18 protein-coding genes are annotated in these 21,147 nt (G+C 71.6%); 13 read left to right on the plus strand and 5 right to left on the minus strand.

Annotated features, from left to right (window positions below):
• Positions 1 to 20: 20 nt before the first annotated feature.
• Entirely contained in the window at positions 21 to 1,385 is a 1,365-nt protein-coding gene (eccD, locus tag ISP_RS03680) for a type VII secretion integral membrane protein EccD (RefSeq protein ID WP_013222634.1), read from the minus strand.
• A 358-nt stretch (positions 1,386 to 1,743) separates the two neighbouring features.
• Here eccD and ISP_RS03685 point away from each other — a divergent pair, with 358 nt between their 5' ends.
• The 5 genes from ISP_RS03685 to ISP_RS03705 all read left to right on the plus strand — a co-directional run bounded on the left by ISP_RS03685 (position 1,744) and on the right by ISP_RS03705 (position 9,244).
• Positions 1,744 to 5,757, plus strand: coding sequence for a type VII secretion protein EccC (locus ISP_RS03685; RefSeq protein ID WP_013222635.1), 4,014 nt, complete (start codon positions 1,744 to 1,746; stop codon positions 5,755 to 5,757).
• Between the two features lie 205 nt (positions 5,758 to 5,962).
• Entirely contained in the window at positions 5,963 to 7,954 is a 1,992-nt protein-coding gene (locus tag ISP_RS03690; RefSeq protein WP_013222636.1) for a type VII secretion-associated protein, read from the plus strand.
• 14 nt (positions 7,955 to 7,968) lie between these two features.
• Entirely contained in the window at positions 7,969 to 8,316 is a 348-nt protein-coding gene (locus ISP_RS03695; RefSeq protein WP_013222637.1) for a hypothetical protein, read from the plus strand.
• 251 nt (positions 8,317 to 8,567) lie between these two features.
• Positions 8,568 to 8,894 (plus strand): WXG100 family type VII secretion target, encoded by a 327-nt coding sequence (locus ISP_RS03700; RefSeq protein ID WP_013222638.1) that lies wholly within the window; start codon positions 8,568 to 8,570, stop codon positions 8,892 to 8,894.
• A 56-nt stretch (positions 8,895 to 8,950) separates the two neighbouring features.
• On the plus strand, positions 8,951 to 9,244 hold the full coding sequence (locus ISP_RS03705; protein WP_013222639.1) for a WXG100 family type VII secretion target: 294 nt from the start codon (positions 8,951 to 8,953) through the stop codon (positions 9,242 to 9,244).
• Positions 9,245 to 9,344: 100 nt separating this feature from the next.
• On the opposite strand, the gene ISP_RS03710 is transcribed toward ISP_RS03705, so the two are convergent.
• Complete coding sequence (locus ISP_RS03710; protein ID WP_013222640.1) at positions 9,345 to 10,061, minus strand: DUF4333 domain-containing protein; 717 nt, start codon at positions 10,059 to 10,061, stop codon at positions 9,345 to 9,347.
• Between the two features lie 29 nt (positions 10,062 to 10,090).
• Entirely contained in the window at positions 10,091 to 10,984 is an 894-nt protein-coding gene (locus ISP_RS03715) for a hypothetical protein (protein ID WP_013222641.1), read from the minus strand.
• A 261-nt stretch (positions 10,985 to 11,245) separates the two neighbouring features.
• Between ISP_RS03715 and rplM the strand changes: the two genes are divergently transcribed.
• From rplM to glmM, 3 genes are all read left to right on the plus strand, one after another.
• Positions 11,246 to 11,698, plus strand: a complete 453-nt coding sequence (rplM, locus tag ISP_RS03720) for a 50S ribosomal protein L13 (protein ID WP_004560141.1) — start codon at positions 11,246 to 11,248, stop codon at positions 11,696 to 11,698.
• Positions 11,699 to 11,712: 14 nt separating this feature from the next.
• Positions 11,713 to 12,276, plus strand: a complete 564-nt coding sequence (gene rpsI / locus ISP_RS03725; RefSeq protein WP_013222642.1) for a 30S ribosomal protein S9 — start codon at positions 11,713 to 11,715, stop codon at positions 12,274 to 12,276.
• A 206-nt stretch (positions 12,277 to 12,482) separates the two neighbouring features.
• Positions 12,483 to 13,817: a phosphoglucosamine mutase gene (gene glmM / locus ISP_RS03730; protein WP_013222643.1), complete on the plus strand. Its 1,335-nt coding sequence runs from the start codon at positions 12,483 to 12,485 to the stop codon at positions 13,815 to 13,817.
• Here the strand turns inward: glmM and ISP_RS03735 are convergent.
• Positions 13,803 to 14,687, minus strand: a complete 885-nt coding sequence (locus ISP_RS03735; protein ID WP_013222644.1) for a cytochrome P450 family protein — start codon at positions 14,685 to 14,687, stop codon at positions 13,803 to 13,805. The two genes, glmM and ISP_RS03735, sit on opposite strands and share 15 nt — an antisense overlap.
• Positions 14,688 to 14,717: 30 nt before the next feature.
• On the opposite strand from ISP_RS03735, the gene ISP_RS03740 reads away from it, so the two are divergent.
• The 5 genes from ISP_RS03740 (at position 14,718) to ISP_RS03760 (ending at position 19,978) form a co-directional block, all read left to right on the plus strand.
• A complete protein-coding gene (locus ISP_RS03740) occupies positions 14,718 to 16,256 on the plus strand; it encodes a fatty acyl-AMP ligase (RefSeq protein WP_013222645.1) in 1,539 nt (512 codons plus the stop codon).
• Positions 16,249 to 16,509: an acyl carrier protein gene (locus tag ISP_RS03745; protein WP_013222646.1), complete on the plus strand. Its 261-nt coding sequence runs from the start codon at positions 16,249 to 16,251 to the stop codon at positions 16,507 to 16,509. The genes ISP_RS03740 and ISP_RS03745 overlap by 8 nt, the downstream gene beginning before the upstream one ends.
• A gap of 154 nt (positions 16,510 to 16,663) precedes the next feature.
• On the plus strand, positions 16,664 to 16,978 hold the full coding sequence (locus ISP_RS03750; RefSeq protein ID WP_230468703.1) for a hypothetical protein: 315 nt from the start codon (positions 16,664 to 16,666) through the stop codon (positions 16,976 to 16,978).
• Entirely contained in the window at positions 16,978 to 19,494 is a 2,517-nt protein-coding gene (locus ISP_RS03755; RefSeq protein ID WP_013222648.1) for a WXG100 family type VII secretion target, read from the plus strand. The genes ISP_RS03750 and ISP_RS03755 overlap by 1 nt, the downstream gene beginning before the upstream one ends.
• 19 nt (positions 19,495 to 19,513) lie before the next feature.
• Positions 19,514 to 19,978, plus strand: coding sequence for a hypothetical protein (locus tag ISP_RS03760; RefSeq protein ID WP_013222649.1), 465 nt, complete (start codon positions 19,514 to 19,516; stop codon positions 19,976 to 19,978).
• A gap of 38 nt (positions 19,979 to 20,016) precedes the next feature.
• Here ISP_RS03760 and ISP_RS03765 read toward each other — a convergent pair whose 3' ends face one another.
• Positions 20,017 to 20,841, minus strand: coding sequence for a dienelactone hydrolase family protein (locus ISP_RS03765; RefSeq protein WP_013222650.1), 825 nt, complete (start codon positions 20,839 to 20,841; stop codon positions 20,017 to 20,019).
• Positions 20,842 to 21,147 lie beyond the last annotated feature (306 nt).

Below are 21,147 nucleotides of genomic sequence, written 5' to 3' on the forward strand. Positions count from 1 at the left end.
CGGAGATTCACCCGATCCGGTCACTTGAAGTTCAGGTGCCGCAGGGTGGTGTAGAGGTCCATCACACCCAGGGCGAGGGGCAGCACGGAGGCGATGCAGATCGCTTCGATGATCTCCACCGTGCGCCGCAGCGGCGGCGAGAACCGCTGGTTCGGGAAGATCACGCCGACGACGAGCGCGCCCGCGGCGAGCAGGATCAGCACGCCGAAGACGTAGAGCAGGCGGTTCTGGGCGCTCGCCGAGATCAGCCAGCCGACGGCGATCCCGGTGGCCGAGACCAGGCCGGTGGTGAGCAGGGCGATCGCCTGGCTGCCGTTGGCGTACGCGCGGGCGCGCAGCAGCAGGACGAGCGTCGCGACGACGCCGAGGATGATCCCGAACGTCCCGGGCGCGCTCGCGGCGATGATCGCCGAGACGGCCACCGTGGCGCCGCAGCCGACCATCAGGCCGGTCATGTAGTTGTGCGCGATCGCCGTGCGGCGCTCGATCGCCCGGTAGTCGGGGAAGCCGGAGTCTTCCTTCAGCTCTTCGGCGTTGCTCGGGACGTGCGGCAGCGGCAGCTTCGCGAGCCAGATCGTGGCGCGGGGCAGGATCGAGATGCAGGCGAGGGCGACCGCGACGGTGCCGGCCGCGATCCCGGCCGCCGGGTGCGCGACGAGCGTGCCGAACAGGAAGGCCAGCGCGCCGAAGGTGCCCGCGGTGGCCGCGGCGATGAACGTGGTGATGCCGGCGCCGATGACCATGATGCAGACCGAGGCGACGATGATCACCAGGACCGCGCCGAGCAGCAGGTTCGCCCGCAGGGACAGCCCGGGCACGATGTAGAAGCCGCTGACGAACGCCAGCGGGAGGCCACCCGCCGCGGCGATCAGCACGCCGGTCGGCTCCGCCTGGTAGCCCTTGGCGAGCGTGGCGCCGATCGCGACGCAGGCGACCGCGCCGATCCCGCCGGCGATGGCCGCGCCCAGCGCGCTCCCGCCGTAGAACGAGCCGCTCATGAACAGCGCGACGGCGGCGGCGAACAGCGCCAGCCCGCCCGCGACGTGCCCGAACCGGTTCGCGGTCTCCTTCGTCCACGGCCGGAAGCTGTCCGGGGACGACTCGGCGATGGCGTCGACGACGTCGTCGTACAGCGGTGGCGGCGGGTTTTCGTTGCGCTTGCGCAGCTGGAGCAGTTCGCCGTCGACCACGCCGAGCGAGGCGAGGGTGCGGCTCGGATCGAGCGGCGCGTCCCCGAGCTTGGCCAGCGCCCAGCCGCCGTGGCGGGCACCCCCGTCGGGCGCGGTCTCCTTGGCCATGTCCAGCAGCATCGGCAGCAGATCGGCCACCGCGACGTCGGCGGGCAGCGCCACGTCGATCCGGGTGGACGGCGCGACGACCGTCACCCTGCTGAATACTGTCGTGCCCGTAGCCACTGCACTGCCCCCGCTCGGTCGATACTGCTCCCGGGGGAACTTATACCGAACCCCGGCATGGGCATCATCGAACGTCCGAAATTCACCGGCAGCCGCAGCTCCTGGCCTGGGCCGCCCGGGCTGCACCGGCCGCCGACCGCAGCTCGCGGTGCCGACGACGGGATTACTGTCGGTGCTGCGCCGTACACTCGTCAAGCGAGGTCAGGACCGGTTCACGAGGGCGTTACGGCATCCGCCGGAATTCCACCGCGGCGTTCGATAGGTTGTTCCGCGCACCTTGCGCACTAAACGGTGGCCGCCATCGTCGAGTTTGAAGAGGGGTCCTTCGATGAGCACGCTGCAGTTCAAGAAGTCGCCGCGGCTGGCGGCACCGCGGCCGCCGGGCGGTGAGGTGCACCTCGAGCCGCCGCCCGAGGTTCCGCGCGTCATCCCCGGGAACATCGTCATGAAGGCGCTTCCGGTCGTCATGATCGTCGCGTCGCTCGGGATGATGGTCTTCATGTTCCAGGCCAGCAACCGGAACCCGATGATGATGGCCATGGGCGGCATGATGGTCGTCGGGACGCTCGGGATGATGGCGGGCGGCGGTGGCAAGGGCGGCGGCGCCAAGCGCGCCGAGATGGACGAGGACCGCAAGGACTACCTCCGCTACCTGGGCCAGATGCGCGACCGCGCCCGCGAGGCCATGGTCGACCAGCGCGCCGCCCTGGAATGGGTGCACCCCGACCCGCAGTCCCTCTGGTCGCTGGCCGCCAGCCGCCGCATGTGGGAACGCCGCCAGAACGACCAGGACTTCCTGCACCTGCGCGTCGGGCGCAGCTCGCACCGGCTCGCCACGCGCCTGGTCCCGCCGCAGACCGGGCCCGTCGACGAGCTGGAACCGATCGCCACCCTCGCGCTGCGCCGGTTCGTGCGCGCGCACTCGATCGTCCCCGACCTGCCGACCCAGATCACCCTCCGCGGGTTCGCCGCGGTCAGCATGCAGGGCGACCGCGCGCTGACCCGGGGCCTGACCCGCGCGATGCTCGCGCAGCTCGTTTCCTTCCACAGCCCCGACGACGTGCTGATCGCGGTCGCCACCGCGGGCCGGGCGAAGGAGGAGTGGGAGTGGGCGAAGTGGCTGCCGCACGTCCAGCACCCCACGCTGTCCGACGGCATCGGCCAGCTCCGGATGATGGCCGGCTCGCTGGCCCAGATCGAAGACTGGCTCGACGAAGAACTGCGTGACCGCCAGCGCTTCTCCCGCAACGCCACGCCGGCGCCGGACCAGCCGCACGTCGTCATCATCATCGACGACGCCGAGGTCACCCGCGAAGAGCAGATCGTGCTGGAGGAGGGCCTGGTCGGCGTCACGCTGATCGACCTGTCCGAGTCCCTCGGCAACCTCGCCGCCCGCCGCGGCCTCCGGCTGGTCGTCGAAGCCGACCGGCTGGGCGCCCGCAGCGCCGGCGGCGTCGAGTGGTTCGGCCGCCCGGACACCCTCAGCCTGGTCGAGACCGAGTCGCTGGCCCGGCTCATCTCGCCGTACCGCGTCGGCGGCGCCGCCGGCCAGGACGTCGGCGACGAAGAGCCGCTGCTGTCCAACCCCTCGCTGCTGGAGCTGCTCGGCATCCCCGGCGACCCGATGACCTTCGACGTCCAGCAGGCGTGGCGGCCGCGGCCGATCCGCGACCGCTACCGCGTCCCCTTCGGCGTCGGCGAGTACGGCCAGCCGGTCGAGCTGGACATCAAGGAAGCCGCCGCCGAAGGCATGGGCCCGCACGGCCTCTGCATCGGGGCGACCGGTTCCGGCAAGTCGGAGTTCCTCCGCACCCTGGTGCTGGGCCTGCTGTCCACGCACTCGTCGAGCACGCTGAACTTCGTCCTTGTCGACTTCAAGGGTGGCGCCACGTTCATGGGCCTGGACAAGGCCCCGCACGTCTCCGCGGTCATCACCAACCTCGCGGACGAGGTCACGCTGGTCGACCGCATGAAGGACGCGCTGGCCGGCGAGATGAACCGGCGCCAGGAGGCGCTGAAGAACGGCGGCAACTTCAAGAACGTCTGGGAATACGAGAAGGCGCGCGAAAACGGCGCGGACCTCGACCCGCTGCCCGCGCTGTTCATCGTCTGCGACGAGTTCTCCGAGCTGCTGAGCGCGAAGCCGGACTTCATCGACCTGTTCGTCGCCATCGGCCGGCTGGGCCGGTCGCTGCAGATGCACATGCTGCTCGCTTCGCAGCGCCTCGAGGAAGGCAAGCTGCGCGGCCTCGACTCGCACCTGTCGTACCGGATCGGCCTCAAGACGTTCTCGGCGGCGGAGTCCCGCGCCGCGATCGGCGTGCCGGACGCGTTCGAGCTGCCGTCGGTCCCCGGTGGTGGCTACCTGAAGTACGACACCTCGACCCTGGTGCGGTTCAAAGCCGCCTACGTCTCGGGTCCGTACCGGCCGGCCGGCCTCAAGGCGGCGGGCCCGGCGGCGACCGTGGTCCGCGCGGACAAGCGGCCGCAGCTGTTCGTCCCGGACTTCGTCGAGCTGCCGAAGGAACCGGAACCGCAGTTCATCGAGGCGGCGCCGAAGGAAGAGCAGCGGCAGTCCGAAGAGGCGGTCGAACCCAGCGAGCTCGACGTCATCGTGTCGCGCCTGGTCGGGCAGGGCCCGCCGGCGCACGAGGTGTGGCTGCCGCCGCTGAAGGACCCGAACTCGCTCGACACCCTGCTGCCCAACCTGAACCCGACCGACGACCGCGGCCTGTCCCCGGTCGGCTTCTTCGGCAACGGGCGGCTGCAGGTGCCGCTGGGCATCATCGACCGGCCGTACGAGCAGCGCCGCGACCCGCTGTGGGCCGACTTCTCGGGTGCGGCGGGGCACGGCGTGATCGTCGGCGGCCCGCAGACCGGCAAGTCGACCATGCTGCGGACGCTGATCATGTCGATGGCGCTGACGCACACGCCGGAGGAGGCGCAGTTCTACTGCCTCGACCTCGGTGGTGGCACCCTGGCCGGGCTGGCCGACCTGCCGCACGTCGGCGGGGTCGCGGTCGCGCGGCGCGAGCCGGACAAGGCCCGCCGGATCGTGGCCGAGCTGACCACCCTGCTCACCGAGCGGGAAGGCCGGTTCGGGGCGCTGGGCATCGACTCGATGACCGAGTTCCGCAACCGCAAGCGCCGCGGCGAGATCCGGCCGGACCAGGACCCGTTCGGCGACGCGTTCCTGGTCGTCGACAACTGGCGGGCGCTGCGCGACGACTTCGAAGAGCTCGAAACCACGATCACCCGGCTCGCCACGCAGGGTCTGTCCTACGGCGTGCACGTGATCATCTCCGCCAACCGGTGGGCCGACATCCGCCCGGCGATCAAGGACATGCTGGGCACCCGGTTCGAGCTGCGCCTCGGTGACCCGACCGAGTCGGACATCGACCGGCGCATCGCGGTGAACATCCCGGCCGGGCGGCCGGGCCGGGGCCTGACCCGGGAGAAGCTGCACATGCTGGGCGGCCTGCCGCGGATCGACGGCTCCAGCGACCCGGAGACGGTCGCGGCCGGCGTGGCCGACGCGGTGGCGAAGATCAAGGGCGCCTGGCGCGGCCGCGTCGCGCCGCAGGTCCGCCTGCTGCCGGAGCTGATCACCTACGAAGACGTGCTCAAGCTCGACTCCGCCCGGGACTCCAAGCTCGTCCCGATCGGCGTCAACGAAGAAGACCTGCAGCCGGTCTACCTCGACTTCAACGCCGAACCGCACTTCTACGCCTTCGCGGACGGCGAGTCGGGCAAGACGAACCTGCTGCGGCAGATCGCCCGGGGCATCTCCGAGCGCTACACCGCGAAGGAAGCGCTCATCCTGCTGGTCGACTACCGGCGCACGATGCTCGGCTTCATCCAGGGCGATTCGCTGCTCGGATACGCGGTTTCGGCCGCGCAGCTGGAGAGCATGGTCGGCGACGTCTTCAACTCGATGACGCGCCGCCTGCCGGGCCCGGACGTCACGCAGGAGCAGCTGAAGACGCGGTCCTGGTGGAAGGGCCCGGAGCTGTTCATCCTCGTCGACGACTACGACCTGGTCGCCACCTCGAGCAACAACCCGCTGCGGAAGATCTCCGACTTCCTGCCCCAGGCCAAGGACGTCGGCCTGCACCTGGTGGTCGTGCGGCGCACCGGTGGCGCGAGCAAGGCGATGTACGACCCGATCATCGGCAAGCTCAAGGAGATCGCGGCGCCGGGCATGGTGATGAACGGCTCGCGCGACGAAGGCGCGCTGGTCGGCAACATCAAGCCGGGCGCGATGCCGCCGGGCCGGGGCAACATGCTCACCCGCAAGTACGGCAAGCAGCTCATCCAGGTGTCGTGGATCCAGCCCGACTGACCGTGCCGTTCGTTCCCGATCCGGCCACAGTCACGGCCGGACGGTTTCGTGAAACGGTCACGTGGTCCGGCGGGGCGGCCTGCTTTTGGCCGGATCGGGAACAGGCGGCCGGACGCGCTCCCGGCGAGGTGAGTAGGTTCCTCTCCGAGGGCGCGCCCCGACGGCCGGGCGCGGGGGAACGCGACGAAGTGGGCGGGAGCTGCCGGTGACGGTCCGGGTTGCGGTGGACTTCGGGACATCGAGCACCTGCGTCGTCGCCTCGGTGAACGGGCGCGAGCCGCAGGTCGTGGTGATCGACGGCCAGCCGCTGATGTCCTCGGCGGTCTACGCGGCGGCGGACGGCACGCTGTTCGTCGGCCAGGAGGCCGAGCGGCAGGCGGCGGTCGACCCGTCGCGGTACGAGCCGAACCCGAAGCGGCGGATCGACGAGGGCGAGCTGCTGCTCGGCGAGAACGTCCTGCGGGTGACCGACGTCGTGCACGCGGTGCTGGGGCGCGCGGTGTCCGAGGCGCGCCGCCTGGCCGGGGACGCCGAGGTGGACCTGCTCGTGCTGACCCACCCCGCGGACTGGGGCGCGATCCGCACCAGGCTGTTGCGGCAGGCCGCGGGCGGGCTGGCGCGCGAAGTCGCGCTGGTGCCGGAGCCGGTGGCCGCGGCGGTCTACCACGCGGCGACGTTCGCGCCGCAGGACGTGAAGGACGATCGCACCGTGGAGTTCAGCGGCCGCCCCGGCGAGGCGCTGGCGGTGCTGGACCTCGGCGGCGGCACGGTCGACGTCAGCGTGGTGCGGCGGTTGCCGCCGGACCCCGCGCGGGACCGCGCCGGCCGTCCCCAGCGCGGTGGTTTCCAGGTGCTCGCCACCCGCGGCGATCCCGCCTTCGGCGGCGCGGACATCGACCAGGCGTTGCTGGAGCACCTCGGTTCCCTCGTTTCCGCGGCCGATCCGGCCGCCTGGCGCGAGCTGGTCGAAGGCCGCGAGCTGGCCGACCGGCGCCGGCGCCGCGTGCTGCGCCAAGACGTGCGGGGCGCGAAGGAGACGTTGTCGCGGCACGCCTACACCGACGTGCCGATGCCGCCGCCGTTCGCCGACGCGCACGTCACGCGCGAGGACCTCGAGCGGCTGATCGCGGCGCCGCTGGGCCGGACCGTCGAGCTGACGGTCGCCGCGATCGGCGACGCGGGCCTGCGGCCGAAGCAGCTCACGGCGATCTTCCTGGTCGGCGGGTCGAGCCGGATCCCGATGATTTCGCGGCTGGTGCACGAACGCACCGGCGTCGTGCCGACGAGCCTCGACCAGCCCGAGACGGTCGTCGCGCGCGGCGCGCTGCGGGCGGTGCTGGTGGACCCGGACCGCACCGGCGCGCTGCCCGGCGAAGCGATGGCCCGGCTGGGCGCGGCCCCGGGCGGCGCCCTCAATCCGGCGGCGCAGCGCACGGAGGTCGTCCGCCCCGGCGACGTCGCCCCGCGCCCGGCACCGCCCCGCTCCGGGCCGGGTGGGTTCCCGAACCGCCCGGCGCCCCCGCCGTCGCCGCCGTCGGGTCAGCCGGTGGCCCGGCCGTGGCCGCCGCCCGCCGGGCCGCCCGCCCGGCCGAACCCGCCGGGCCCGCCCGCCGGTGCCCGTCCCGCCCCGGAACCGGCCGGGAAGAGCCGCCGCAAGCTGTGGGGCCTGATCGCGGCCGCGGTGGTCGTCGTGGCCGCGCTCGTCGTCGCCGGGGTGCTCGTGTTCGAGAACTCGGGGAACCAGGCCGAGAGTGGCCGGACGCTTTCGCAGTACGACTTCAAGTTCGTCGCTCCGGAGGACTGGGTCCAGACCGACGACCGGGTCGCCGACAAGCAGGTCGTGATCCACCCGCAGGAGTCCCGTGACGGCAACGACCTGCTGGTCGCGCAGGAGTACGTCATGGACTACGACGCGACCGCCGACCCGCAGAGGCTCGTCGACGCGCTGAAGCGCAGAGCGGATGAGAAGCCCGCGCTCTACAGCGCGTTCAACCCGAGCCTGTCGTACGCCGGCAAGACGGTGATCGGGTACCACGAGAGCAAGCAGGACCGGCCCGATCTCCAGGTGGACTGGTACGTCGTGGCGAAGGGCCGGATCCGCGTCCACGTCGGCTGCCAGTACGCCACCTCCGCGCTGCGGGACCGTGTCGCGGCCGCCTGCGCGCAAGCCGTGCGCACGGTCGAAATCCTCAACTGAGAGGAGGGCACGCGGTGCCGTCCGAAGAGTTCGAAAGCGCCGCGGCGTCCTTCACGCGGATCGGGCAGGACGCGGTGACGCATTCCCGGCGCGTCACCGGGAACGCGCTCGCGCGCAGCCGGCGGCGGCACAGCGAGAACGCCGAACTGCTGAAGCAGAGCGGGCGCGGCACGAAGTCCGGCGACCCGACGCCCGGCACGCTGCGTGCGGCCGCCGAACGATTCCGCCGCGCGCGCGGGCTGGCGGTTCCCGCGGAGCCCGATCCGGTTCCTTCGCGTTCGCAACCTCCGGCGCGATCCCCTCGATCGGGTGACGACGACGAAGACTTTTCCCAGATGCGAATCATGCAGCGCGATCGGTGAAACTGCGCGGCCGGTTGCTGTGCGCGTGCTAATCCCGCTGGTGGGGAACGCGTTTCCGGGTGATGCGCCACTGGTTCGGGGCGATCTCCGGATATCCGTGGCGACCGGTTCCCGGTGGGGGCGTTAACGCAAGCAACTACTTCCGGGCAAACCACGACAAGGGGGAACCGGACGTGGCAGTGTCTGCGTCGTAGGGCCGTACGAACGAGCTTGGTACGGACAACCACCACTCTTCTGAAGGGGGTACCGGTATGAGCGCCGGACAGGGATTCCAAGGAACAGTTGCCCAGTTCACCGATGCCGAGGGCAAGGTCACCGAGGTTCGGGCCCAGATGGACCAGAACCTCTCGACGCTGCGCGACCGCATCGAGGCCACCCGCGCCGGCTGGCAGGGTGAGGCGCAGAAGGCCTTCGACCACGTGATGATGCGCTTCGACGAGGACGCTCGCGGCATGAACCAGGCGCTGCAGCGCATCGGTGAGCTGCTCCGCGAGGCCGGCTCCAAGTACGAGCGTTCCGAGCAGCAGCAGCAGGAGATCCTCGGCGCCGTGAACCGCGGCTTCGACGCCCTCGGCTGAACACTTTCCGAATCCTTCACCACCACCCAGCATCTTCAGCTCAAAAGGAGTAAGTCATGCCTGATGGCGCCGGCATTGTCGTCAATTACGCCACCATCCGCGCGGCCGCGGATGACTGCACGCAGACCGGGGGCGAGCTGCAGTCCGCCTTCGACCGCCTCAAGGACGACCTGAGGCCGCTGACCACCACCTGGACCGGTTCCGCCAAGGAGCAGTACGACGCCGCCCAGCGCACCTGGGACCAGAAGTTCGAGGACCTGAAGCAGGTTCTGGCGCAGATCGCCGCCGCCCTGCCGCAGATCGCCGACGGTTACCAGTCCACGGACAGCGCCGTCGAGGGTCTGTTCTGAGCCGGTAGCCCCGGAAACCACGGCGGGCCCGCACTCCGGTGCGGGGCCCGCCGTTTTCTTTTGTGCGGCAACGGCAACCCGGCGGAGACCGCCGGAAAGCTCAGTGCGGCGCGCCGACCTCGTACTCGGGCCGGTCGTTGAGCACCCGCACGGTCACCTTCTTCTGCTGCCCGCCGATGGTCACCGTGCAGTCGAACGTCGTGCCGTTCTTCGCGGCTTCGTTCGCCGGGCACTGCGCGTCCTTCACGTCCGGCTCGCCGTAGTTCTCGTTGAGGACCTTGACCACACCGTCCTCAAGGGACTGTTGCGCCAGGACGTCTCCGCGGAACGCGCCCAGCAGCCAGGCCGCGCCGCCGCCCAGCGCGAGCACCAGGACCGCCGCCGCAGCGATCAGCAACGGCTTCTTCGACTTCGGCTTCTTCTCCGGCTCGACGGCGAAGGCGCCGAGACCGCCGTACTGCGTGGGCTGGAACCCGCCGCCGTACTGCTGCCCGTGCCCGGGCGTCGGCGGCTGCTGGTGCGGCGTCGGCTGGGACGGCGGCGGCCACGGCCCGCCGCCCGGTTGTCCCGGCTGCCAGGGCCCGGAGAACGAGCCCGACGGCTGTCCCGGGTTCCACTGGCCGGTGTAGGCCCCCGTGGTGCCGGAGCCGGGAGGCGCGCCCGGGTCGGCGTTCTGCTGCCACTGCCCGGTGTGCGGGCCGGTCGCCTGCTGTTCCGGCGCCCATCCGGCGGGAGCGCCGGGCGGGCTCGACGGTGGCTGCCACCACTGCGGCTGCCGCGGGTCGGGTGGCTGGGACGGTGGTGACTGTGGCGTCATCGGAGCTCACCTCGGGTCGTGGTCACGCCTCAGCTGCCCTGCGCTTCGCCGAGCCGGCGGTAGAAGTCGTCCATCGCCGCCCGGTCGGGCAGCACCGTGATCTGGCTCGCGTCCGGCAGCTTCGGCATGTCCTGCACGCTCGCCTTGCCGGTGAACCGGAACTCGTACTTGAGTTCGAGCTGGTGCCCGTCGCCGGCGAACTTGGCCTCCATCACGAAGGAGACGAGGCTGCCGTCGGGGTTCAGCGTGATCGTGGCCGGGACCGCGGCCTTCTTCAGCTCCGGCCCGATCTGGCCGGTGATGCTCGGCGGCAGGATCTCGACCTTGTCCTTGACGAAGATCCCGAACGGCACGTTCACCGTCAGCGCGGTCTTGCCGTCGCCGAGGCTCTTGGCCCCGCGGACGGCCCGCTTGTCGGCCTGGTACGCCTCGACGGTCGAGTCCGCCATCCGGCACGGCGTCAGCACGCCGCCCCAGGCGCACGGCACGACCAGCCCGCCCTCCGGCTTCGGCATCGAGACCCACGCCGTCGGCGAGACGCCCTTCTGCACGTACATCGGGCCGAGGTAGGTGTACTCGACCGCGCCGTCCGCGGGGGTGTAGGTGTCGATGATCTCGTCGGGGTTCTTCTGCGACCGGTGCCGCACCGCGCGGCTCTCCGGGCTGCCGGTGCGCGCCGACGTCACGGTGCTGTGGATCCACTTGTCGTCGAACTTGAAGTAGGCGTCCAGCGAGTTGGTGACGTCGCGCGTGTCGGTGATGGCGTCGGAGAGCTTGCCGATGACCTGCTCGAACTTGGCGCCGACGTAGTCCGCCGCGTCGTCGCCCTTCGGCAGCGCGGTGCCCGCCTTCGCCTGGCCGCAGGCGCTGACCAGGGCCAGCAGGGCGCCCATGACGAAGATCGCCGTCGGTCGTTTGCTCATGCCGTCCCCTGCTCGCGTGGTGCCTCCGGATGGCCCCATCCTCGCGTGTCGCGGTGGCGTTCGCAGGCGCTTCGGCGGGAAAAATCCGGTAGGGTCCCGGCTGCGCCCGGGCCGCTGAGAGCCTAATATGGGCGCATCCACCACCCCCCATGCGCGGGTGCGGTGACCGTGGGGGTATCTTCATATGTCGTTGTGCGCTGCGGCGCGTAAGCGCTAGGCCCGCACAGAACCCACACGCAATGTTGACGACGAGGTAGACCCTTGCCCACGTACAGCCCCAAGCCCGGCGACGTCACTCGTGCCTGGCACGTGATCGACGCCGAGGATGTCGTGCTCGGACGGCTGGCGACCGAGGTCGCCACGCTGCTGCGCGGCAAGCACAAGCCGACCTACGCCCCGCACGTGGACACCGGTGACTTCGTCATCATCGTCAACGCCGAGAAGGTCGCGCTCACCGGTAACAAGCGCGAGCAGAAGTTCGCCTACCGGCACAGCGGTTACCCGGGCGGTCTGCGGAAGCGCTCGTTCGGCGAGCTGCTGGACACCAAGCCCGAGCACCTTGTCGAGAAGGTCGTCAAGGGCATGCTGCCGAAGAACAAGCTCGGCCGCGCTCAGGCGAAGAAGCTGAAGGTGTACGCCGGCCCGCAGCACCCGCACGCCGCGCAGCAGCCGCAGGCGCGCGAGATCACCAAGATCGCGCAGGTCGCGCAGTGAGTGAGGAACAGTCTGTGACCAGCACCGAGACCGAGACCCCCGAGGTCGTCGAGGCCCCCGAGGCGACCGAGTCCGGCGCCGCCGCGACCAGCGAGACCCCGGTCGCGACCAGCGAAACCCCCGCTGCGACCAGCGAGACCCCGGTCGCCACGAGCGAGAGCGCCGCCGCGCCGCGCCCGTCGCGCGCCGCGGGTGGCAACGCGCAGACCGTCGGCCGCCGCAAGGAAGCCGTCGTCCGCGTGCGCGTCGTCCCGGGCACCGGCCAGTTCAAGCTCAACGGCCGCACCCTCGAGGAGTACTTCCCGAACAAGGTGCACCAGCAGCTCATCAAGGACCCGCTGGTCCTGGTCGAGAAGCCGGACTCGTTCGACATCTTCGCCAACCTCCACGGTGGCGGCGTCTCGGGTCAGGCGGGCGCGCTGCGCCTGGCGATCGCCCGTGCGCTCATCGAGGTCGACGCAGACGACCGCCCGGCCCTCAAGAAGGCCGGCTTCCTGACCCGTGACGCGCGCGCCACGGAGCGGAAGAAGTACGGCCTCAAGAAGGCCCGCAAGGCCCCGCAGTACAGCAAGCGCTGATCGCGCCCTCCAGGCGCGAACCACCGGAGCGCCCATCCGTCCATCGGATGGGCGCTCCGGCGTTTTTCCGGCGGTGTTCGTCCTTCGGCTCTGTGTCGTTTTCCAGACGGGCAGCGACATCATCGGGGTGGGGGAACGCGGTCCGCCGGGATCGCTAGGTTGTCGTGGCGGTCGCACCGGTGTGACCGCGCAGAGGAGGTCGATCGATGGCACGCCTGTTCGGAACCGACGGGGTCCGTGGCCTGGCCAACGCCGAGCTGACGCCGGAGCTCGCGCTGGCGCTGGCGGCCAGCGCCGCCCGCGTGCTCGCCGCGCACGACCGCTCCCACCGGCCGGTCGCGGTCGTCGGCCGCGACCCGCGCGCCAGCGGCGAGATGCTGGAAGCCGCGGTCGTGGCGGGCCTCACGTCCGCCGGGGCCGACGTGCGCCGCGTCGGGGTGCTGCCCACACCGGCCGTCGCATACCTGGTCGGCGCGCTCGAGGCCGACCTCGGCGTGATGATCTCCGCGTCGCACAACCCGATGCCCGACAACGGCATCAAGCTCTTCGCCGCGGGCGGGCACAAGCTCCCCGACGGCATCGAGGACGAGATCGAAGCCGGCGTGTCCGCCGACGCCGTCCGCCCGACGGGTGCGGGTGTGGGGCGCGTCACGGACGTCGAAGACGCCCTCGACCGCTACGCCGCCCACCTGCTCGACGCCACGCCGAGCCCGCTCGCCGGGCTCAAGGTGGTCGTCGACTGCGCCAATGGCGCTTCGTCGGCCGCCGCGCCCGAGGTCTACCGCCGCGCCGGCGCCGAGGTCGTCGCGCTGCACGCCGACCCGGACGGCATCAACATCAACCAGCACTGCGGCTCCAACCACCCGGAGAAGCTGCGCGAAGCGGTCGTCGCCCACGGCGCCGACCTCGGCATCGCGCACGACGGCGACGCCGACCGCTGCGTGGCCGTCGACTCCGCCGGCGAGCTGATCGACGGCGACCAGATCATGGCCGTCCTGGCGCTCGCGCTGGCCGAGGCCGGCGAGCTGACCAAGGACACCCTGGTCGCGACCGTGATGAGCAACCTCGGCCTGCACCTGGCCATGAAGGCGCACGGCATCGCGGTCGTCACCGCCGCGGTGGGCGACCGGTACGTCCTGGAGGAGCTGCGCGCCGGCGGGTTCGCGCTCGGCGGCGAGCAGTCCGGCCACGTCGTGCTCCCGGCCCACGCCACCACCGGCGACGGCCTGCTGACCGCGCTGCGGCTGATGAGCCGCATGGCCGAGACGGGCAAGTCCCTGGCCGACCTGGCGGCCGTGATGAACCGGCTGCCGCAGGTGCTGGTCAACGTCCCGGTCGCCGACAAGGCCGCGGTCGCGGGCTCGGCCGAGGTCCGCGACGCCGTCGGCGAGGTCGAGGCCGAGCTGGGCGAGGAGGGCCGGGTGCTGCTGCGCCCGTCCGGTACCGAGCAGCTGGTCCGCGTGATGGTCGAGGCGCCGGCGCAGTCCACCGCGCAGGCCGCGGCCGACCGCTTGGCCGGCGTCGTCTCAGCGGTTTCCTGACGCGAGGGTGACCACGGCCTTCTCGAGGCCGTGGAACACCGGGTGGGTCTTCCAGCGGACTTCGCCCACCCGGCAGCCGCCGGCGAGGACTTTCGCCAGCGCCGTGAGCGCGATCTCCCCTTCGGCCACCGCGACCCCGGAGCCGGGGCACGCGTGCCGGCCGAGGCCGAACGGCAGGCCGCCGGCCAGGGAGATCGCCACCGGGCCGTCCGGGCCGAACCGGAGGACGTACCGGGCCGGGCAGATCGCCGTCACCAGTTCCCGCACGCTCCGCGGACCAGAATTCGCGAGTTCGAGGCCGGCGCACGCCAGGAAGTTCAGCGAGTTCTCGTACGCCGCGTGCGCCAGCACCACCGGGTTCAGCGCCAGCTCGTCGTCGTCCAGCCGGCCGGCCGCGTGCGCCTCCCGCAGCGCCGTCAGGCCGCCCGGCCCGGCCGGGGTGCGGCTGAGCTGCACCGCCAGCCGGAACGCCGACGCCTGCCCGGCCCGGTCGGTGCCGCCGGAGACGTCGAGGTTCGCCGTCGTCGCCTCGAGGTGGTCCAGGAACACGTCGTCGAGGGGCACGCCCAGGACCGCCGACGTCACCGCGCCCGCTACTGGCCGCGCGAAGTCGCGCACCAGGTCGAACGACGTCCCCAGCCCGGCCACGGTCGTTTCGATCCCGGCTCGCAGCGGCTCGGGAAACGGCTCCACCCCGGCGATGATCTCCCGCAGCACCGCGCGCAGGCGGGTGTGCTCGGCGCCGTCCCGCAGCAGCACGCTGGGCGAGCCGCCGCCGGGATCCGACGTCAGCTCGGGCGACCGCAGGGCTCGCGCGCAGGCGTCGCGGCCGGAGACCACCTCGATGCCGTGCCGTTCGAACTCGTCCATCGCTTCGACACGGTAGGGCAGGATGGGGCCGTGCCGCCCGCAGCTGTCCCGGATGACGTCCTCACCACGCCGTTCACGGACTACCTGCTCCGCAACGCCGGCGTTGAGCGCCCCGCCTTCACCTGCCGCACCTTCCCGGGGCCCGCCGACCACACGCTGACCTGGCCGCAGGTGCTCGCGCGCGTCCGCGGGGTCGCCCGCGAGCTGCGGCGCGTCACCCGGCCGGGCGACCGGGTGGCGATCGTCGCCCGGCAGGACCTCGGCTACGTCACCGCCTTCCTCGGGACGCTCTACGCCGGGCGCGTCGCGGTGCCGCTGTCCGTCCCGACCGGCCGCACCGGCCGCGCCCGGATCGAGTCGGCCTTCGCGGACGCCACCCCCGCGGCCTGCCTGACCTCGAAGGACTTCCTGGACCAGGTCCCGCCGGCCACCGTGCTCGCCGTCGAGGACATCGCGGACGTCGAGCCCGGCGACGCCGAGCCGCCCGCCGCCGTGGCGATGACCGATCCCGCGTACCTGCAGTACACCTCCGGCTCGACCCGCCGCCCGGCCGGCGCGGTGATCTCGCACCGCGCGCTGGTGGCGGCCTGCTGGCAGACCACCCGGTGCTACCACGCCGACGCGTCGACGCCGCTGGCCGGCTGGGTGCCGTTCTTCCACGACATGGGCCTGGTGCTGCTCATCGGCACGCCGGTCTTCCTCGGCTCGCGGTCGGTTTTCTTCACACCGATGGAGTTCGTGCGCGACCCGCTGCGCTGGATCCGGTTGCTGGCCGGGCTCCCGGGCGTCGTCAGCGCTGCGCCCAACTTCGCCTTCGACCTGGCTGCCGAAGCGGCGGAGGACCTCGAAGCCGTCGACCTCTCGCGGGTGAACTCGGTGCTCAACGGCAGCGAGCCGGTCCGCGCGGCCACCGTCGAGGCCTTCGAGCGGGCCTTCGCCCCCTTCGGGCTGCCGCGGGCCGCGCACAAGCCGTGTTACGGGCTGGCCGAGGCGACGGTGTTCGTCACGAGCGCGGGTGCCGAGGGGCCCACCGTACGGGTGTTCGACGGCGAGCAGCGCGTCTCGGTCGGGCGGCCGTACGGTCAGCGCGTTCGCATTGTCGACAAAGAGATCCAGGTGTCCGGGCCCAACGTCGCCGACGGATACTGGGGGCGGGACGACGTGATCGCCCCCGGCGGCTGGCTGCGCACCGGCGACCTCGGCTTCGTCCACGACGGCGAGCTCTACGTCACCGGACGGCTCAAGGACCTGATCATCGTCGACGGCCGCAACCACCACCCGCAGGACATCGAAGCCACCGTCGAGGCCGCGCACCCCGGTATCCGGCGCGTCGCCGCGTTCGCCGTGCGGGACGGCCACGGCGAAGGCGTCGCGGTCGTGGCCGGGTGCACGGCGCCGGACGCCTCGGTCGAAACGGCCGTGCGGCGGGCCGTCTCGGCCGCCCACGACCTGCCATTGCGCGCCCTGTGGCTGGTCCGACCGGGCGAGGTGCCGCGGACCTCCAGCGGCAAGGTGTCCCGCACCGCCGCCCGCGAGCGCTGGTGGGGCGAGAATGAGCGGCATGGCTGACCCGGGCACCTACGTCGACGAGATCCGGCGGATCATCAGCTTCGCCCTGGAGCTCCCGCCCGAGCGGCTCGCCGACACGACGCCGTTCGACGACCTCGGCATGACGTCCCGGCAGCGGATCCAGCTGCTGGCGCGGGTCGAGGTGAACTACGGCGTGTCGGTCGACCTCGACGAGCTCGACCGGCTGGTGGACATCCGCGGCGTCGCCGAGGTGATCTCCGAGGCGGTCGCGGCGCAGCGCGCCGGCGGGTAGGTCCCGGCCGGGTGCAGTTGACGGAACCCCAGGTCCGCCGCTCGGCCGACCGCTAGACTCTGTGTGCATCTGCGACGGCACCGAATGGTGTCCGGGCGCGTCACAGTCCCGGAACGTCAGTAGGGACCTGTGGGGATCGAAGGGGGCAGCGACCATGCCGAACGGGTATGAAGCGAGTTCGGAGGCGATGACGCGGGCGCAGGTCCGCCTGGCGGACGTCGCCGACGACCCGGCGGCCGAGGCCAAGAAGGTCGCGCCGACCGAGATCGTCGCCGCGGACTTCGGCCGCGTGCACCAGGAGAGCTTCGGCAAGTACAAGGCCGGGATGGACGAGATCGGCGCGGGCCTGACGGGATTGTCGAACGCGCTGATGAACCTCGGCGGCGGAATCGGGACCGCGGGCGGCAAGTACACCACGCAGGAAGCGAACGCCGGCGCGACCGCGAACCAGGCCGGGGGTAACCGCTGATGGCCGAATGGGCTGAGATCAAGAAGGTCCTCGACGACCCGAACGTCTCCATGGACACCAAGACGAAGCTCATGGAGGAGTACGACCGCAACACCTTCAACTTCAACGACGAAGAAGAAGAGTACGCGAAGAAGTACATCGAAAACTATTCCGACGGTGCCGGCGGCTGGGACGCGTTCGACTCGGACGACACCGACGAGATCGTCTCCGAGGCGAAGCAGGAGTCGGCCGCCAAGAACCAGGAACACCAGCGCCAGACCGCCGAACGCGACCAGGCGAAGAAGAACCTCGACGGAATCGCCACGCCGACGCTGGGGGTCGGCGCGAAGAGTTCCGACGAACAGCTCGACCAGGGCAATGTCGCGGTCGACCTGCTGGCGAAGTGGACCGACGAGGTCTGGAACCAGATCAAGGGCGGCGAGGGCGAAAAGAAGAACTCCCAGACCGACCTCAAGGACAAGTTCCACGAGAACCGCGGGATCCAGTACCAGAAGTTCCTCAGCGACGCCGACGACCTGAGCAAGGCGCACAAGGTCGTCGAGGACACCCTCGGCAAGAGCGACACCGAGCTCCAGACCCTCTTCGGCGAGTGGAAGGGCAAGGGCGCCAACGCCGCGGAGATCAAGTACGACGAGACGATCAAGCCGCACGCCAAGGAGCTGTCGCAGCAGATCGACGGGGCGGCGAAGCTGATCCCGCAGACCGTGACGCAGGTCTTCACCGCGGTCAAGAAGAAGGTCGACGAGGTCCTGCAGCTGCACCGCCCGGTGATCGCCGAGGCCGACATCCCGATGGCCAAGGACGTCCTCAAGATCGCCAACGGCGACACCGGGGAATTCGACGACTTCATGAAGGTCGCCGGCTGGATCGACGCCGTCAACGCGAAGAACGGCAATCCGTCGAACCTCGCCGAGCGCCTGCAGAACGACGACTGCGGCTTCAACGACGAGAACAAGGAATACGGCCGCAACGTCTGCCGCTACTGGCGCGATGGCGCGTTCGCGACCGAGTACAAGAGCCTGATCACCGCGTTCGACGGTTCCTGCCAGGCGGCCAAGCAGACCATCGACCAGCAGTTCGGCGCGCTGGCGCGGTACATGGACGGCTACCGCAACCAGCTGACCGAGGCCAAGAACGAAGGCGGCGGCGACAAGACCGGCAACACGGGCAACACCGGGAACACGGGAAACACCGGGAGCACCGGGACGGGCAGCACCGGAACCGGGGGCGGTGGCACCGGTGGCGGCGCGACGACGCCGTCGGCGGCCGAGCCACCGAAGGCCGAAGAGCCGCCCAAGCCGGAAGACGGCAAGAACCCGATCACCGGGAAGCCGCTGGAGGTCGACCCGTCGACCGGCCAGCCGTACCCGATCGACCCGAAGACCGGCGAGGCCATCAAGGACCTCGACGACACCGACACGGTGTCGGTCAAGAAGGGCGACAACACGATCTCGATGTCCGAGCCCGACAAGGAGGGCAAGCAGGACATCTCCGTGGACGACGGCCACGGCCACAAGAAGGACTACCACCTCGACTGGGGTGACGACGACAAGGCCAAGGACGGCGCAGGCAAGGACGCCGCCGCCGGGGACAAGGCCTCCTTCGGGCCGCAGGGCAGCCAGCAGGCGGTCAAGGACGGACAGCCCGCGGCCGACGGCTCCTACAAGCCGGGCGCGGACGGCAAGATCCACATCCAGGACGGCAACCTCAAGATCACCGCCGAGCGGCCGGAGGGCCCGGACGGGCCGACGATCGTGACCGTCGACGACGGAAAGGGCGAGCCGACCACCTACACCCTGGACGAGAAGCACGACCCGAAGGCAGGCGACCTCAAAGCGGACGACCTCAAGGCGGACGTCAAGCCGGTGTCCGACGGTGCGGGCTCGGACATCCGGCACGACGCGAACGCCGAGTCCGCGCCGGCGAAGGACCCCGCGCCGGCCAACCCCGACCCGGGCTTCACGCGCAGCGATGCAGCCTCGGCGACCGGCGGGTTCAGCGCACCCGGCGGCTTCGAGGGCGACCTCGGCGGCGGGAGCGGTGTCGGGGCCGAGCCCGCGGTGGCGACGGCCGATGCGGGCGTCGGAGCCGGGACGGGTGCCGCCTCCGCAGACGCGACCACGACGGCTGGCGCGAGCGACTTCGGCTCGGCCGTCACCGGCGGCGGGTCGCCGGACTTCGCCGGTGCCGTCTCGCTCGACCCGGGTGCCCAGACGGGCAGCGACGCCTCGCTGCCGATGTCCGACGGCGGCGGCGGGCTCGGCGCGACTCCGGTCGACCCCGGCGTGCACCAGGCGGCCGCGAGCTCGTCGAGCTCGAGCGCGATGTCGGGCATGGGCGGCATGGGGATGATGGGCGGCATGGGCGGCGCGCCCGGCGGTGGCGGCGGTGACCAGCAGCGCGGGCCCAGCCAGTACCGCATCGAGGGCGGCGTGTTCGAGACGAGTGGCGCGAAGGGCCGCATCAGCGGCTCGCTCGACGACGAGGGTGACCGTTCGATCCGGTACGACCGGTGACGAGGGCCGAGGAGGGCCGATGAGCAGCGCCGAAGACCGGTACCGGGCGGCGATTTCGACGATGGAAGCGGCGGCGCGGGAGCAGGACGAGCAGCGGGGGCTGCGTGAACGCCGGCTCGCCGAGGCCCAGCAGCAGGCCAGCGAGGGCATGCAGAAGGAGCTGGCCGCCGCGCAGAAGTACGCCGAGCACATGGACGAGCTCAACAAGCGCAAGCAGAGCGCGGGCGGCTGGGCGACGGAGAAGACGCTGGCCGACAAGTCCCGCGAGTCGCTGATGGAGTTCGGCGTCCACGAGGAAGAGGCGGACACCGGCTACACGAACTACCCGACGCCGAACTACGGAACCCCGGCCGTGGCGGTCCAGCCCCGGCCGGAACCGGCACCGGAACCACCGCCGACGGCACCCGAACCGCCGAAGCGTGGGCGGCACGCGCGTCAGCCCGACGACGAGGACGACTTCTCCAGCACCAGCTGGCTGGTCTGAAAGGAAAAGGGCCCGGCTCTGGCCGGGCCCTTTCCGCGTCAGTGGGCGGGTTCCTCTTCCCGCTCGATGGGGGCGCGCTTGACGTCCGCCTCGAGCAGGGGCCGGTACTTGCCGGTGCCGGTCAGGTGGGTCAGGAAGAAGGCCGTGAACAGCGCGCGGGTGAGCTGCTGCGTCTTGCGGTGCGGCTTGCCGTGCATGAACAGCTGCGACCAGTGCCTGCCCTCGGTGACGCCCAGGTGGGACGCCTTGCCGAGGAACCGCAGCTGGACGTCGTCACCGCCCCAGGCGCCCGCGATGGCTTCGGCGTGCGCGACAGCGGGGGCGACCAGGTCGTCTTCGGCGGCGAGGTGCAGGCCGGGGACGGTGATCGCTTGCGCCGACTCGGTGGCCGGCGGCAGCGTCTGGGCTGCCGTGATGGTGGCGACGGCCTTGATCCGCGGGTGGTCACTCCGCGCGTCCTGCGCCGCGGCGAGCACGGCGGAGCCACCGCCGGTCGAGTGGCCGGCGAGGCCGAGCTTGGCGGGGTCGACGCTGATGCCGTCCGGGCCGAGCCGGACGGTCGTGACGACGTCGAGGGTGGTCAAGAGGTCGGCGGCGAGCAGCCGGTGCGAGGGCAGCGGCCCGCGCTGGGTGGCCGGCGCGGCGGCGACGATGCCCCAGCTCGCGAGGTGGCGCAGCAGCTCCCGGTACCGATCGGGCGGCTGCAGCCAGCCGTGCCCGAAGGCGACGGCCGGCAACCCGAGCCCGGCGCGCGGCGTGTAGACCACGCCGGGCAGCCCGACCAGGGCGAGGTCGCCGCGCAGGACCTCGTGCGGACCCGGGTGCGTCAACTCCGCGAGCAGCTGCTTGGGCTTGCTGGCCATGTCCGGAACCCTACTGTGCGACCCCCGCCGCGGCTCGCCCGCCGCCCCGGCGCGCCGCAACGCTCGGCTCGCGGTCACCCCACCCGCCACGGTTCCGGCAAAGTCCCAGCGCTCCAGCTGCCTCACCGGCAGTGAACGGCACGCTGACGGCATGACCGGCGCCCCACCCAGACCTCCCCCGCCACCCCGATCCGAAGCCGGCACACGGACGGGGGTGGGGGGGGGGGGGGGCCGCGGCGCGCCCCGCGCCCCCCCACCCCCCCGCCGACCCAGACACACAGAGCCGGGTGGGGGGGGGGCGGGCCG

It is taken from the genome of Amycolatopsis mediterranei, from assembly GCF_026017845.1.
GTDB classification, from domain to species: Bacteria; Actinomycetota; Actinomycetes; order Mycobacteriales; family Pseudonocardiaceae; genus Amycolatopsis; species Amycolatopsis mediterranei.